Raw genomic sequence first — 15,030 nt, 5'->3', positions numbered from 1 at the left:
CGTCGCGCGCTGTTTCAATCACCCCACCCTACTCGTTCCGGCCCCACGCTTCCGGCCAGTCTCCCTGCCGGCCGACATAGTCATCCACCGCGCTGCCCACCGTCGGGTGAAAGCGGTCCTCGCCGATCACGTCCATCAGTTCGAAGCGCCGCAGCTTGTCACGGACCGGGTCCTTCATCTCCGCGAAATGCAGGGCGATACCGTGCTCGCCCAGTGTGCGACTCAGCTCGCGCAGCATGTCGGCGGACGTCACATCCACACTGGTCACCGGCTCCGCGGCCACCACCACGCGATACACGGGGGCTGGAGACTCGTCGATCGCCTCCTGCAGGCGTTCCTGGAACAGCTCGGCATTGGCAAAGAATAACGGGGCATCCCAACGGAACAGCACAAGCCCGGGAATCCGCTTGCCGTGCGGATAGCGCTCCAGGTCATGGTAGCCGCGCAGGCCCTCGACTTGTCCGAGTATCGCGTAGTGGGGTCGCCAGCCGTCCCAAAGGAATTCGATAATGGCGAGCACCACCGCAAGGCCGATGCCGGGAATCGCACCGAACACGGCAACCGCCACGAAGCAGACCATCGAGAGCCAGAACTCCCATTGCTGGATGCGATAGATCCGCTTCAGATCCGCGAACTCGAACAACCCCAGCGCGGCGGCAATCACCACTGCCGCGAGCGCGCTGTTTGGCAGATAGCGCATCAGGTCAGGCGCCACCACCAGCAGCGCCGCGACAGCCAGCGCGCCCACCACGCCAGTCAACTGGGTCCGCGCGCCGGCCGCCTCGGCCACCGGCGTGCGTGACGCGCTGCTGCTGATCGGGAAGCCCTGGAAAAAGCCCGCGGCGAGATTGGCGGCGCCAAGGCCAACCATCTCCTGGTTCGGGTCCACGCGGTGATGGTGCCGGGCCGCGAAGCTGCGGGACAGCACACTGGTATCCGCGAAGGCGATCATTGCCACGGCGCAGCCACCCGCCACGATCTTGACGAAGTCGAGACCGCTGGCCCAGGGCACCGCGAAGGCCGGCAAACCCTGCGGGATCGAACCCAGCACCTTCACACCCATCTGGTCCAGGTCGAACATGATCACGCACAGCGTTGCCACGATCACCGCTATCAGGATGCCCGGCACGCGTTCGAAACGCTTGAGCGCGAGGATCAGCACCAGGCTACCTGCCCCAACCGCGGCGCTATACCAGTTGACCTGGCCAGCAACCAGCGCCTGGCCCAACAGCACCAGTTCCCGCAACGGCCCGGTGTCCTCCACACGGATGGCGAAGATCTTCGGCAACTGGCTGACCAGCACCGTGAACGCAATCCCGTTCATGTAGCCGTAGCGGATCGGCTTGGACAGCAGCTCGGTGATAAAGCCCAGCCGCAGCAGACCCATGACGATGCAGAACAGCCCCGAGACGATCGCCATCATGCTGGCCACCGCGATCGCGCGCGCCGGATCACCACCGGACATCTGGACGACCACTGCAAGCACCGGCGCCGCCAGCGCCGAATCGGGGCCGAGCACGAGAATCCTGCTGGGGCCGAATACCGCATAGGCAAGCAGCGGCACGATGGTCGCGTAGAGGCCGTAGACGCCTGGCACACCTGACGCTTCCGCATAGGCAATGCCAACCGGCACGAGCATCGTCGTCAGGACCAGCCCCGCCGTCAGGTCCCGTGGCAGCCAGCTTGCCTGGTAGTCCCGGGCCATCGCCACGCCCGGCAGCCATCGCAGCCAGGAATTGGGGATCCGCGCTTTACGCGAGGCGCCTGGGTTGCGGCCGTCGGATAGCATGGTCGGTCCTCTTTTCTAGTTGCGATGCACCGTGGGGATTCGGCAAGACATGGCCATACATCCCTAAGCATAGATGTGGATCATCAATACCGCGCGACTAGTCGCTCCACCCGTTCGGCCACGAAATCGCGCAACCCGCGCAGCAGCGGCGTCAGTTGCGAACGCCCCGCCACGACCATGTACAGCGGCGATGCTTCGGCCGTCCACGCGGTGCACAACGCACGCAGGCGACCCGCCGCGAGATCGTCGGCCACATCGAACCAGGCCTTGTAGGCGATGCCCTTGCCGGCCAGCGCCCAGCGGCGCACGGCGTCCCCATCGTTCGAAACATTGGCCGGCTTGACGCGCACGGTCAGTGTCTCGCCGTCTTCGCGCGCGAAGCGCCAGCGATCATGCACGTCATCGCCAAACATGTAGCAGAGACAGCGATGCGCGGACAGGTCATATGGCGTTTGCGGCATGTCGTGACTGGCGAGATAGCCCGGCGAAGCGCATAGCACCCTGTGGATGCCCGTTGCCACCGGCACCGCCACGAGATTCGAATCCGGCGGCTCACCATAACGGAAGGCCACGTCGACGGGATCGCTGTAGATATTCGCCATGCGATCCGTCAACTGCAGCCGGAATTCGACCAGGGGATGGCGGTCCTGGAACGCATCGAGCCAGGGCAGCAGCAGGTTGCGTCCGAAGTCAGACGGGGCCGACAACCTGACCACGCCCTGGAACGCCTGGTTGCCGGTGAGCAGATCCCGGCTTGCCTGCTGCAGCACCTCGAGCGCGGGCCGGCATTGCGCCAGGTACTGCTCGCCCTCGCGGGTCAGCCGCATCGTGCGTGTGGAGCGCACGAACAACTGGACGCCCAGTTCGCCTTCCAGCCGCTTGAGCGCCGCGCTGGTGGCCGCCGGCGTCAGGTCCAGCGCCCGCGCGGTGGCGGACAGGCTGCCGTTATCGGCGGTGCGCACGAAAATATCGAGTTCCTGAAGCAATCTCATGGGCGTCGAGGCACAGGGCCGATCTGAGGTGATCTTCAAATTTTATTTGAATACGGGTACAAGTGAAGCCCAGTTTTTCAATCGACTGCGTAGTGGGATCATTCGCCATCCCCATCACTTCGAAGGACGCGCCATGGAACCCGCACATCCCGCCAGCCCGCGCGACGCCTGGCAGTTCGACCACCTCAACGTGTCGATCGGTGCCGATCATGCGTTGCGCGCCCTGTTCGAAGGCGTGATGGACATGCATCCCGGGTATCGGCCGCCGTTCCCTTTCCCGGGCTTGTGGCTCTATGAGGGCGACCAGGCCATGGTGCACGCGGTGGACGACGACTCGCTGTCGGCCAGCAGCGGCGAAGTCCGCATGGGCCATATCGCGTTCCGCAGCCAGGCCAGGGCGACAGACGTCATCGCCCGCCTGCAGGCAGCCGGCCTGCGTTTCCGGGTGGCCCATGTTCCCGCCGACGGCACCATCCAGATTTTTGTGCCACTGCCCGGCGGACTGGTGGTCGAGCTCGATGTGCCGGGCGATCCGGACATCGCCACCAGTCACCAGTACAGCGCCGAGCGGCGCGCGCCGGACGCTAGCGACATCTGAATTCGCTAGCCGCGCCAGGTACCCGTTATCCCCCCTTCCCCAACATCGCATCCACCTGAACGAGGAAACACCATGAAAGCCATGAAGCTGTCGGAGATGATCGCCACCCGCCATACCGTGAAGGCGTATGAGCCGGGCCGCGCCATTCCGCAAGACGTCATCGACGAACTGCTGGCCGTGCTGCACAAGAGCCCGTCATCCGTGAATTCGCAACCGTGGCACTTCGTGGTGGCGTCCACGCCGGAGGCCCGGGCACGCGTGGCGCGTGCCGCCAGCGGTGGCTACAGCGCCAACGCGCCGAGGATCGAGAATGCCTCGCATGTGATCGCGCTGGCCGTGCGCGCCGACATGGACAACGCCCACCTGAACAAGCTGCTGGAAGCCGAGGAGCGTGATGGCCGCTTTACCGCGGAAGGCGCGAAGGCGGGGCAGGACAAGGGACGTCGATATTTCGTCGACCTGCACCGCTTCGCGTTTCGCGACGTGCAGCAATGGATGGCGAATCAGGTCTACCTGGCGCTCGGCAGCCTGCTGACGGGCGCCGCGGTACTTGGCGTGGATGCCACGCCGATGGAAGGCTTCGACCGCAACATCCTCGATGCGGAACTCGGCCTGCGCGAGCGTGGCTATACCAGTCTCGTGCTGGTGTCGCTCGGCTACGGCAGCGAGCAGGACTTCAACGCCGACCTCCCCAAGTCGCGGCTCGGCAAGGAAGAGGTCTTCACGTTCCTGTGACGGACGCCACTGAGAACGTCATTAGGGGCGTCATTAAGGGACGCCAGCACGACGATGCTGGCGTCCTTGCGTGGGGATACGCGCGCGGGTGGGTTCCTGCTCATGCCTCGTTCGGCGACAGCCACGCCGAGCGCGGCGCGGCGTCTCCGGCGCGCGGGTCGCGCTGCAGGATGCGAGCAAATTCGTCGAGATCCGCCTTGGCCTCACCGGTGGTCACCTGCTGTTGCAGCAGCACCATGGCCGGATGCGGCGGACGGCCCATCGCCGTGGCCACCTCTTCGGCCGCACGGAATCCGCCGCGCGCGGCCATCACCGCGATTGCCGCCAGCGGCCCCTTGTAGCTGCTTTGGTCCTGCAGGAAGCTCCGCATCGGCGCCGCCAGATGCTCCACCCAGACCGGCGCCATCACCACCACGCTGCCGCAGGTATCGAGCGGCGGACCGTCATAGCGATAGCCAACCTTGCGGCCCAGCCGATTGTCCAGGACACAACGCAAATCTCCCCACCAGCCCGCCCGGCTGACCGCGTCACGCAGTTCGACTACGCGCCAGCCCAGGCGCGAGCCGAGCATTTCGGCAGCTTGTCGCGTGGTGCCGGTGCGGGAGTAAAAGATCACGAGGTTTTCAGCCATGTTGTCTCCTGATTGCCGAATGGATGGCGCTGACAGATTTCATCTGTCAGCCTAGCGGCAGACGTTGTCACGTGTTTGACGTGCGTCAATCTGCGATCAGGCCTAGTGTCTAGACTCGAGACACAATCTTGCAGCTCAGACCCAAGAGGCCGTCATGCATCGCAACACATACTTCCTGGCCATTGCCGCCGCATCCGTGGCATTGACCTCGCTTCCAGCCAGCGCGCAGAAGAACTACACCGATGGCGGCGACCTCTACGGCGGCGCGCACGCGCCGGTGACAAAGGACGCACAGGCACCCGCCAAGTCTGGCAAACACAAGAATAGTGCTTCCCGCAGCGGCAAGTTCGATCCCTATTCGGAAGGTGCGCAGACGAAGTCCAATCTGACTCCGCAGAAAAAGGGCGCTGGCGACGCGGCGCACGCCGCGAAATTCGACCCATACACCGAAGGCCAGGCTGCCAAGCAGTAACCCGCGCCAAAGCCACGCATATCCGTCTCCCCCTCCCACCTGACTGGAACGCTCATGCAAAAAAACGCTGGAACCCTTGACCGCCTGGTGCGCGTCGCCATCGGAGTCGTGCTGATTGCCTTGACCCTGACGGATCAGATCGGCGTCTGGGGATGGATCGGCGCGGTGCCGCTCGTGACCGGTCTACTCGGATACTGCCCGCTCTATCGCGTGTTCGGCTTCAACACCTGCCCCATCACTCGCCGCGGCAGTTGACCACCAAACCCTGAGGCGACATCGTCGCCTCAGGAATCGGGCAAACCGCGAACCTGTCGGATATCACGTTCCGCAGCCACTGGTTGCCCACCTCCCGGTGACGGGTAGCGTGCCAGAACACGTTGACACTGATCTCGGATATCTTCACCGGACACGGCGCGGAAACCAGGTTGAACAACACCAGCGCGCGCTCCGCATAGGCCTGTGGCACCACCGCGATCAGATCGGTCGATTGAAGGATATGACCCAGCGCCGCGAAATGCGGCACGCTCAGCCGCGAGCGCCGCGTCACACCCGCCTGCTGGATTGCCGCATCCACCCTGGTGTGGCCCGTGCCTTCCGCGCTGATCGACACACGATCCGCCATGGCGAACGCTTCCAGCGTCATATCCCTTCGGCCAAGCGGGTGCCCTTTCCGAAAGATGCACACGTACTGCTGCGACAATAGCCGGCGCTGGAAGAAGCCCGCCGTCAGGCCTGGCAGGAATCCGATCGCCAGATCGATACAACCACTTTCCATTGCGCCCTTGAGTGAGTCGCCGTGTATGCACACCGTGCTGATTTTCACCCCTGGCGCCAGTTTGCCAAGCCTCTCCATCAGGCCTGGCAAGAGATAGATCTCGCCGATATCGGTCATCGCCACGGTGAACGCTCGCGTGCTCGTCAAGGGGTCGAACGTGGCGCGTGCGTTGAGCGAGTGGTGGATGACATCGAGCGCTTCGGTGATAGGCCCGGCTAGCGTGCCAGCAAGCTGCGTGGGGATCATGCCCTTCGACGTCCGCAGAAACAGGTCATCGTCCAGTAATTTGCGCAGGCGATTCAGCGCATTGCTGACAGCTGGCTGGGAGATCCCAAGCGTCCGCGCCACGGCGGACATTTTGCGTTGACGCAATAATTCATTGAATACGACAAGCAGGTTCAGATCGATGTCCTGCAGTTCCATTACTACGTCTCCACCCCGATTTATCAGGCACGACCGCTGCATTATCACTAACGGTGATAGTGCAATTCAACCGGGCCCCTATTGTCAACGCCGTAGTTAACGGCACTATGGTGCCCGGACAAAAAACCAGCAAAAACAGTGCTGTGGACGTTCGATCCAATCACCGTATTTCGCGACGCCGGCACACGACCGACGCAAGGCGATACGACAGGCCCCAAACCGCATCACCGCCGAAACTGGCAACGCCAGTCTCGCGGAACCTGAAGCAAACGTCCGTGGCAACTCCCCACCATCAGGGTGGGCCACGACCTGGAGATTGAGGATGACTACCGTCGAAACCTGGCAGCAAGTACTGTTGCTTTACGCCGATTACACTGCCGCGCTCGATAACAAGCAATGGGAGAAATGGCCCGAATTCTTCCTGGAACAATGTGTGTGCAATGCGCAGTCGCATGAGGCTCATATATGCGGCTTGCCGATGGCAACACCCGCTTTCGAGAGCTGTGGACTGCTCATGGAAAAGGCATGTGCGAACGGAATAGGCGCCCAGGATCTCCATTACAGGCAGCAGGTCGGCATCCCGCGCATTCTGGAGGACAGCGGTAGCCAGATCCGCACCGAGACCAGCTACGCGGTCTTCCGCACCACGCCCGACGATACGTCGGCCATCCACAGCGTCGGACGCTACCTGGACACCATTGCGCGCACCGACGCAGGCTTGAAGTTCGCGTCGCGCGTCTGCATTCTTGAAAGGAGGGCGATCCCGGATTTGCTCGCAGGCCGATGCATGAGCCGTTGAGCCAGCGCATCAGCCGCACGAAACACGGATCGAATCATTTGCCCGGGTCAGGAATCCTGCTGCCCGTGCCAGTGCTTCCATCCCATTGGGCGCCGGACAGGCGGTAGAGCACATGCCTGGCGAGGCGATCCCCCGAAGGCAGTGCCGGATGATCGAAATCGTCGCTGGCCGCGTGATGCATGCCAAGCCGCTGCATCAGCTGTTCCGAACGCTGATTGATCGCCGCAGTGAAGGACACGATCTCGGCAAGCCGCAACGCGCCGAATCCGAAATCCAGCGTCGCGCGAGCCGCCTCCGTGGCATAGCCGCGTCCCCAATGCTCTCGCGCGAGACGCCAGCCAATCTCCACGCATGGCCCAAATGGGGGAGCCCACGACGGTATCGCCAGTCCGGTGAATCCGATGAAGGTCGACGTTTCGCGCAACTCGAGGGCCCACAGCCCGAAGCCATGCTGCGCGTGATGCTGACGGATACGGTCCATAAGCGCATCGCTCTGGGCATCAGACAGCGTCGACGGAAAGAACGCCATGATCTCTTCGTCCGCATTGATGGCGCGAAACGGTACGCGGTCTTCCTCGCGCCACTGACGCAGGCGCAGGCGAGCGGTGGGGACAGGTTCCATGTTCAGCAGGCTCCGTCTCTTCGGATCTTCGGGTTCCAGAGGGTTCCCGGTCACACGACCAATCGACCAGTCACCGATGCCCCATCACCCAGCGTCAAGGCCCTCGAACCGCCTTGCCGCATGGCACGACGGCAGGCCGATCATGCCACCATTGTCAGGCCGCGTGGAATTGTTCTCCACGTCACCCGGTGGCAACGAATGGGTAGCGCAGAGTAGCGCACATGAATCGGCCGCTGAAACAAGGATGCCCTGTTCTGAAGGTCTCCCCGAATGATCTTGATGGCGCCGCCTAGAACTCCACCATGGCAAAGTCTTCCTTGCCGACGTCGCACTCGGGGCAGCGCCAGTCGGCAGGAATGTCCTCCCAGCGCGTGCCGGGTGCGATGCCGTCCTCGGGCAATCCGGCCGCTTCGTCATAGACCCAGCCGCAGATGATGCAGACCCACTGCTTGAATTCGCTCTCGGCGTTTGCGGCAGGCTCTTCTTCGGCGTTTGCCTTCGTGCGGGCGGGCGCGATGTCAGCCCGCACGGGCGGCCCTTCGAGACTGAACACCAGCGGCGCGGTGGTACCCGACGCGGCCTGTGCCAGATGTGCCTGAAGCTGCGCCAGTAGAGCCTGGGCCTCGTCGATGGTCAGGTCCACCCAGTACGGATCGCCTGCGGCGTCGTTCAGCCGTTGCGGAGAGAACTGGATTTCGACGGAAGTGCCTTTCTTGTACATACGGAAACCGAGCGGGGGCTGGTGCGAGTCAAAAACAGCCTCGCACATGGCGGCATTGCGCCGGAATTCAAGCCCCCGACATCGTCCGGTCAGGACTTCGCACTCCATGAAGCGCTGCCGCTACCGGCCACCGAGTACAGCGCACCCGGCGCATTGCGCGTCTTCTGGAAGTCTTCAAGGGACTGGCCACGCATCGCCGCGTAGATATGCAGGTTCGAGACACCGCAGACCGCGCCGAGCTTCTCCAGCATGAAGAAAATCACGCCGTAGTGGATCATGCCGCGCCAGTCGCGGCGCGTGATCATGTCGCGCTCTTCCGGCGTCAGGGCCGCCTCGTCGTAGGTTGCCAGCGGATCGGCGCGGAATCGCTCGCGGAATGCCGGATCGATAAGTTGATGCAGATAGCGGTTGATCCGGTATGCGCGCACGCTGGTTTCCAGCGTGAACGGGTACGTCCCGTCCAGTTGCTCGATCCCGTGCAACTGATGACCAATGTGCTCGCGCTGGCGTTCGGCACGCGCCTCTCGCAGCGCGGGGGCGTCGGCGGATTCGTTCTCGTAGACCGCCACTGCGATGCCGGTCATCGACGGCAGATAGTAATCACGATGCAGGCAGCGGACACGGCTCGACATCGCGCCACGCATCACCATCCACATGACCACTTCCGCGCTCTCGAAGCCGCCTCGCTTCGCGTACTCGGCATGGGTGATGTCTAGCAGCGACTCGGGATCGGATTCGAACAGGTCGAGGAACTGGTGATCCCACGCGGTATTGTTGAAGCCAGCACGCTCGCCATGCACCTGGTGCGACAGACCACCGGTGGCGACGATCGCCACCTTGAGGTCTTCCGGGTAGCTCTCCACCGCGCGGCGGATCGCCTGTCCGAGCTTGTAGCAACGACGCGCCGACGGTGCCGGGAACTGCAGCACGCCCACCTGCAGCGGCAGAATCTTCACGGGCCACTCGCCCTCGTGCGGCAGCATGACCGACATCGGCGAGAAGCAACCATGATCGAGTGGCTTGTCCTGGAAGAACGACATGTCGAACTCGTCGGCCACCAGCGATGCGCCGACGTGCCGCGCCAGTTCGACGTGGCCGCGCGCCGGCGGCAGGTTACGCGGGCCACCGCCCTCATCGGCAGCATGGTAGGTATCGCCGATACCCAGCGCAAAGGCCGAATAGTGATCGAAGAAGAACGACGTGACGTGATCGTTGTAGACGACGAGCAGCACGTCGGGCTTTTTCCTAGCGAGCCACTCGCTCACCGGCGCATAGGCCGCGAAGATCGGCGCCCAGGCGGGGTCCTGTTGCTTGCCCGCGTCGAGCGCGAATCCGATGGTTGGCGTATGGGATGAGGCGATTGCGCCGATGATGGTGGCCATGGCAATACGTCAAGCGGTTACGGCGCGAGGCTGCGCCTTCGTGGAAACAATGGAGATTGCCGCCATGGTCGCCGGAACGGCCAGGATGGCAATCACCGCGCTGAAACTCCAGCCCATCGACAGCAGCACACCGCCCGCCATGGAGCCGGTGATGCTGCCGAAGCGGCCGATGCCGAGCATCCAGCTTACGCCAGTGGCACGCACCGGCGTGGGATAGCACTGCGGCGCGAAAGCGTTGAGCCCGGTCTGCGCGCCGCTCATGCAGAAGCCGGCCAGCAGCACGTAGAGTGCGAACATCGACGACGTGACGCTGCCCGAAGCCAGCATCAGGATGAACATCGCGCCCAGCACATATGACACGCCGATCACGCGATGGGGCGCGAAGCGGTCCATGCAGTAGCCCACCACCAGCGCGCCGACGGTACCGCCGAGCTGGAACAGTGCCGTCAGGTTGGCGGCGCGATCGATCGGCAGGCCGGCGTCCTTGATCAGCGTGGGCAGCCAGCCGCTCAGCAGGTAGATCACGAGCAGCCCCATGAAGTACGTGACCCACAGCGCCAGCGTCATGCTGCGATAGCCCGACGACAACAGCGTGCGGACGGGCTGCTTGCCGGAAACCGGCGGCTCGCTGATCGTGAACACGGTGTCATCGGCCACCACGCTGCCGATCACGCGGCGCAGCGTGCGGGCGATTCGCGCCGGCGCGACATTGCGGACCACCATGAAGCGCGCCGATTCCGGAATCAGCATGATGTAGAACGGCAGGCAGATCAGCGGAATCGCGCCACCGGCGACCAGCACCGCGCGCCAGCCATGATGCGGCAGAAGCGCGGCGGCACCGAAGCCCACCAGCGCGGAGCCGAGGTTGAAGCCCGTGAACATCGTCGCCAGCAACATGCTGCGCGAACGTTCCGGCACATACTCGGAGAGCAGTGTGGTCGTGCTCGGCATGGCCGCGCCCAGACCAAGGCCGGTCAGGAAGCGCAGCAGCGACAAGGTTGCCGTGCCATCGGCGAATGCGCTCAGCAGATTGAATACGCCGAACAGCGCGATGGAACCGACCAGCAGCTTCTTGCGGCCGAAGCGGTCGGACAGCGGTCCGACCACCAGCGCGCCGATAGCCAGGCCGATCGGCGCGGCGCTCATCACCACGCCAAAGGCGGCCTTCGAGATGCCCCATTCGCGTGTGATGTCCGGCGCGAGGAAGCCCATGATGGCCACATCCATCCCGTCCGTGGCGACGATCAGGAAACACAGCACCAGCAGCAGCCACTGGTAGCCGGACATCTTGCGTTCGTTGATATGGGCCCGAATGTCGAGCCGTTGCGTTGTCATGTTGCCGTCTCCTGGCGTGATCCGCCGTGCGGGAGTCAGCGGATTCTAGTTATCGACATGGCTAATCGCCGCGGAAGCGGCCGGCCGCGCATCCCCCATGCACGGCAACGGCAGTCTACGTTCAGCAGGGGATAGCAGTATTGCTTTGTGGCGCGGGCTGCGTTGCCATCTACTTATCGACGGCCTGTTCCATTGACCCGCTGGCGTGCCGCAGCGCGGCGATCAGCGCATCGGCGCCGGGCGAGAGACGCGCGCCCACGCGAGTGGTGATGCCGATGCTGCGCGCCGTGTCGGGCAGCGGGAGCCCCAGTTCGCGCAGCCATCCCGCGTCGATCTCGTGGCGAAGCTGATGGGCGGACAAGGCGGTCACCATGTCCCCCTGCAGCAACATGCCGCGCACCAGCGCGAGGTCTCCGGTTTCAACCAGCGGCTGTGGCAACGGCAGGCCACGTGACGCAAACACGCCGTCCAGGGCCTGGCGCGACGGCGATGCGGCGCGAGACAGCACCCACGGATACGGTTCGAGATCGGCCAGCGTCACGCGCTTTCTGGCCGCCAGCGGATGCGCGGCGCGAACGATCAGCGAGATCCGGTCCTGGAAAAGCCTCTCGGTGGCAAGCCCTTGCGAGGCCAGCGGACGTACCGCGCCAAGAATGAAATCGATCCGCCCGGCCAGCAGGCCCGCGGTCAGTTCCTCATACGGGCTTTCGAGCGTCCGGAAACGCAGATGCGGATGGCGCCGGTGCACGTCGGCAATCGCCATCGGCAACAGCAGCGTGCGGCCCAGCGGCAGCGCGCCAACCGTCACCACACCTTCCAGCACCCCCTTCAGCGCGGCGATATCGGCGCGGATATTGCGCAGTTCTGCCAGCACGCGCTCGAAGCGAACCACCCAGCGGCTGCCTGCGTCGGTGGGCACCATGCCCCGCGCCGTGCGCGCGAAGATGGGCTGGCCCAATGCATCCTCCAGCCGGGCGATTGCCTGACTGACCGCCGGCTGCGACACGCCGATCGACGCCGCCACGCTGGGCATGTGATGCACCTCGGCCAGCATCGCCGCCACTTCGAGCCGCCGTTCGTTGTGCAGCGCGTCGATACTAGCGACGGCGGCGCCCGATTGCGCCCGCATCCGTACCGCTTCCTCCCGCACCTCGCGCAAGGCGCCTTCGATATGCCGCGCGCGCTCAAGCACGATCTCGCCGGCACGTGTCAGCAGCATCCCCCTGCCCTTGCGCTCGAACAACACCACCCCGAGCGTCTCCTCGAGCGCGGCCACCGAGCGGGCAATCGCAGACGACGCCCGATGCAGCGACTCAGAGGATCGCCGTACCCCTCCGGCAGCGGCGACACCGGCAAAAACGTGAAGGTGATGCAGGCTGATGGTCTCCATGGCGTCGTCCGACCCGATGTTGTATTTGTGCTGTCGATAAGCAGATTAGAACAACTGTCCCGCGACATGGCAACCAAGGGATTCCACGGTACGCCGATACTTCGGCCACCCGATGGACAACCTGATGGACCACCGATCGGACCCCTGATCGGGTCCGACTACGCACCCGCCATGACGCCCTGCCTCGCCTCCGATCTCCGCGCGATTCCTTGCACGCTGATGCGCGGCGGCACGTCACGCGGACCGTTTTTTCTCGCGAGCGATCTGCCGGAAGACGTGCCAGCACGCGATCGCGTGCTGCTGGCGGCGATGGGCAGCCCGGACCCGCGCCAGATCGACGGCCTCGGCGGAGCCCATCCACTGACCAGCAAGGCCTGCATTGTGTCGCGCGGCACGCCGGGTCATGCCGACCTGGACTTCACGTTCGCGCAACTGCAGCCGAACGCCGACACCGTCGATACCACCCCGAATTGCGGCAACATGCTGGCGGCGGTGCTTCCCTTTGCGATCGAACGCGGACTGATTGCGCCGCAGGGCGACATCACCCGGGCACGTGTGCTGACGCGCAACACCGGGATGCTCTGCGACATCACGATCCAGACGCCCGGTGGCGTGCCACGCTTCTCGGGCAACGCGCGCATCGATGGCGTTCCCGGCGCCGCGGCTCCAATCGTGATCGATTTTCTCGACACCGCAGGCTCCGTCTGCCATGCAATGCTGCCCACCGGCAACGCCATCGACGTCTTGACGATCAACGATCCGGTGCGTGGCGGCTCACGCTTGATCGCCGCCACCTTGATCGACAACGGCATGCCGATGGTGCTGATGCGCGCGGAGGATCTCGACCGCACCGGCTACGAAAGCGTGGCCGCGCTCAATGCCGATCACGAACTCAAGCAACGCATCGAAGCCGCGCGGCTCGTCGCCGGCGAACTCATGGGGCTTGGCGACGTCTCCGACAAGAGCTATCCGAAGATGTGCCTGCTGGCCCGGCCACGCCAGGGCGGCAGCATCGCCACGCGTTGCTTCATCCCGCGCGTCTGCCACGATGCGATCGGCGTGCTGGCCGCCATCACGGTGGGCACTGCCTGCGTGTTGCCAGGCACCGTGGCAAGCGACATCGCAGTCACCAGCGTCGGGCCGCTCCACGCCATCAGCGTCGAGCACCCGACCGGCGAGTTCACCGTTGAACTGGAAACCGATCCTGCCAAGCCGGGATCGATCGTACGTAGCGCGCTGATCCGCACCGCGCGTCCCATCATGCGCGGCGAGGTACTGGTGCCGACCAGCGCATGGCCTCTGTCTGACGAACTCCCATGATCATCGATTGCCACGGGCACTTCACCACCGCCCCCAAGGCCCTGGAAGACTGGCGCCAACGCCAGATCGCCAGCCTGAACATCCCTGCGCTCGCGCCTTCCGTCAGTGAACTGCGCATCAGTGATGACGAACTACGTGACGCCATCGCCAGCAATCAGCTTCGCCTGATGCGCGAGCGTGGGATGGACCTGACGATCTTCTCGCCGCGCGCGTCGTTCATGGCGCACCACATCGGCAGCTTCGAAACCAGCGCCACGTGGGCCGCCATCTGCAACACGCTCTGCCACCGTGTCAGCGAGCTGTTCCCCGACCAGTTCGTCGGCGCCGCCATGCTGCCGCAATCGCCGGGAATCGATACCAAGAGCTGCGTCAAGGAACTCGAACGTTGCGTGCTCGAGTACGGCTTTGTTGGCGTGAACCTGAATCCAGATCCGTCTGGCGGACACTGGACATCGCCACCGCTATCCGATCCGTACTGGTATCCGATCTACGAGAAGCTCGTCGAACTCGACGTGCCGGCCATGATTCACGTCAGCACGAGCTGCAACGCGTGCTTCCACACCACTGGCGCGCACTACCTGAACGCCGACACCACCGCATTCATGCAGGTGCTGACCAGCGACCTGTTTCGGCGCTTTCCGACGCTGAAGTTCGTGATTCCGCACGGTGGCGGCGCGGTGCCCTACCACTGGGGCCGGTTCCGTGGGTTGGCGCAGGAGATGAAGCTGCCGCCGCTTGGCGAACACCTGCTCAATAACGTCTTCTTCGATACATGCGTCTATCACCAGCCTGGCATCGACCTGCTGACGCGCGTGATACCGGTCAAGAACGTGCTGTTCGCCTCGGAGATGATCGGCGCGGTACGTGGCATCGACCCCGAGACCGGCCACTACTACGACGATACGCGGCGCTACATCGATCAGGCCGCGCTCTCTGACGAGGAACGTCACCAGATTTACGAAGGCAACGCGCGGCGCGTTTACAGCCGACTTGACGCGCGACTCAAGGCACGTGGCCACTAGGCACGCGGCCGCCAGGCAGCGCCA

16 protein-coding genes are annotated in these 15,030 nt (G+C 64.2%); 7 read left to right on the top strand and 9 right to left on the bottom strand.

Translation table 11 applies throughout. From position 1 onward, the window contains the following. Positions 1–28 precede the first annotated feature (28 nt). Both RMET_RS19325 and RMET_RS19320 read right to left on the bottom strand, forming a co-directional pair. Entirely contained in the window at positions 29–1,789 is a 1,761-nt protein-coding gene (locus RMET_RS19325) for a SulP family inorganic anion transporter (protein ID WP_011518239.1), read from the bottom strand. Between the two features lie 83 nt (positions 1,790–1,872). Beyond that, positions 1,873–2,781 carry a LysR family transcriptional regulator gene (locus RMET_RS19320; RefSeq protein ID WP_011518238.1) on the bottom strand — a complete coding sequence of 303 codons (909 nt, stop codon included), beginning with the start codon at positions 2,779–2,781 and terminating at the stop codon, positions 1,873–1,875. Positions 2,782–2,914: 133 nt separating this feature from the next. On the opposite strand from RMET_RS19320, the gene RMET_RS19315 reads away from it, so the two are divergent. Both RMET_RS19315 and nfsB read left to right on the top strand, forming a co-directional pair. Continuing rightward, positions 2,915–3,379: a VOC family protein gene (locus RMET_RS19315; RefSeq protein ID WP_011518237.1), complete on the top strand. Its 465-nt coding sequence runs from the start codon at positions 2,915–2,917 to the stop codon at positions 3,377–3,379. 81 nt (positions 3,380–3,460) lie between these two features. Further along, positions 3,461–4,114 carry an oxygen-insensitive NAD(P)H nitroreductase gene (gene nfsB / locus RMET_RS19310; protein WP_029306943.1) on the top strand — a complete coding sequence of 218 codons (654 nt, stop codon included), beginning with the start codon at positions 3,461–3,463 and terminating at the stop codon, positions 4,112–4,114. A gap of 100 nt (positions 4,115–4,214) precedes the next feature. Here the strand turns inward: nfsB and RMET_RS19305 are convergent, their stop codons facing one another. Next, the gene (locus RMET_RS19305) at positions 4,215–4,745 is read right to left on the bottom strand and encodes a flavodoxin family protein (protein WP_011518235.1); all 531 of its coding nucleotides are present in this window, start codon (positions 4,743–4,745) and stop codon (positions 4,215–4,217) included. 154 nt (positions 4,746–4,899) lie between these two features. Between RMET_RS19305 and RMET_RS19300 the strand changes: the two genes are divergently transcribed. Continuing rightward, complete coding sequence (locus tag RMET_RS19300) at positions 4,900–5,217, top strand: hypothetical protein (protein WP_011518234.1); 318 nt, start codon at positions 4,900–4,902, stop codon at positions 5,215–5,217. 54 nt (positions 5,218–5,271) lie between these two features. Then, entirely contained in the window at positions 5,272–5,472 is a 201-nt protein-coding gene (locus RMET_RS19295) for a YgaP family membrane protein (RefSeq protein ID WP_008641111.1), read from the top strand. Here RMET_RS19295 and RMET_RS19290 read toward each other — a convergent pair. Then, on the bottom strand, positions 5,453–6,415 hold the full coding sequence (locus RMET_RS19290) for a LysR family transcriptional regulator (RefSeq protein ID WP_011518233.1): 963 nt from the start codon (positions 6,413–6,415) through the stop codon (positions 5,453–5,455). The genes RMET_RS19295 and RMET_RS19290 overlap by 20 nt on opposite strands. Positions 6,416–6,737: 322 nt before the next feature. Here RMET_RS19290 and RMET_RS19285 point away from each other — a divergent pair, with 322 nt between their 5' ends. Beyond that, positions 6,738–7,214, top strand: coding sequence for an aromatic-ring-hydroxylating dioxygenase subunit beta (locus tag RMET_RS19285; RefSeq protein ID WP_011518232.1), 477 nt, complete (start codon positions 6,738–6,740; stop codon positions 7,212–7,214). Positions 7,215–7,248: 34 nt separating this feature from the next. Here RMET_RS19285 and RMET_RS19280 read toward each other — a convergent pair whose 3' ends face one another. From RMET_RS19280 to RMET_RS19260, 5 genes are all read right to left on the bottom strand, one after another. Then, positions 7,249–7,836 (bottom strand): GNAT family N-acetyltransferase, encoded by a 588-nt coding sequence (locus RMET_RS19280; protein ID WP_011518231.1) that lies wholly within the window; start codon positions 7,834–7,836, stop codon positions 7,249–7,251. A 289-nt stretch (positions 7,837–8,125) separates the two neighbouring features. Continuing rightward, positions 8,126–8,557, bottom strand: coding sequence for a rubredoxin (locus RMET_RS34205; protein ID WP_080710319.1), 432 nt, complete (start codon positions 8,555–8,557; stop codon positions 8,126–8,128). A gap of 89 nt (positions 8,558–8,646) precedes the next feature. Next, a complete protein-coding gene (locus tag RMET_RS19270) occupies positions 8,647–9,939 on the bottom strand; it encodes a gallate dioxygenase (protein WP_011518229.1) in 1,293 nt (430 codons plus the stop codon). A gap of 9 nt (positions 9,940–9,948) precedes the next feature. Next, a complete protein-coding gene (locus RMET_RS19265; protein ID WP_011518228.1) occupies positions 9,949–11,274 on the bottom strand; it encodes an MFS transporter in 1,326 nt (441 codons plus the stop codon). A 169-nt stretch (positions 11,275–11,443) separates the two neighbouring features. Further along, on the bottom strand, positions 11,444–12,664 hold the full coding sequence (locus RMET_RS19260) for a LysR family transcriptional regulator (RefSeq protein WP_011518227.1): 1,221 nt from the start codon (positions 12,662–12,664) through the stop codon (positions 11,444–11,446). Between the two features lie 171 nt (positions 12,665–12,835). On the opposite strand from RMET_RS19260, the gene RMET_RS19255 reads away from it, so the two are divergent. Continuing rightward, complete coding sequence (locus tag RMET_RS19255; RefSeq protein ID WP_011518226.1) at positions 12,836–13,984, top strand: 4-oxalomesaconate tautomerase; 1,149 nt, start codon at positions 12,836–12,838, stop codon at positions 13,982–13,984. Continuing rightward, complete coding sequence (locus RMET_RS19250) at positions 13,981–15,006, top strand: amidohydrolase family protein (protein ID WP_011518225.1); 1,026 nt, start codon at positions 13,981–13,983, stop codon at positions 15,004–15,006. The genes RMET_RS19255 and RMET_RS19250 overlap by 4 nt, the downstream gene beginning before the upstream one ends. Positions 15,007–15,030: the final 24 nt, after the last annotated feature.

Origin of the sequence: Cupriavidus metallidurans CH34, assembly GCF_000196015.1 — a bacterium.
Lineage (GTDB): Bacteria > Pseudomonadota > Gammaproteobacteria > Burkholderiales > Burkholderiaceae > Cupriavidus > Cupriavidus metallidurans.
This window is presented reverse-complemented; position numbering and strand designations above follow the sequence as displayed.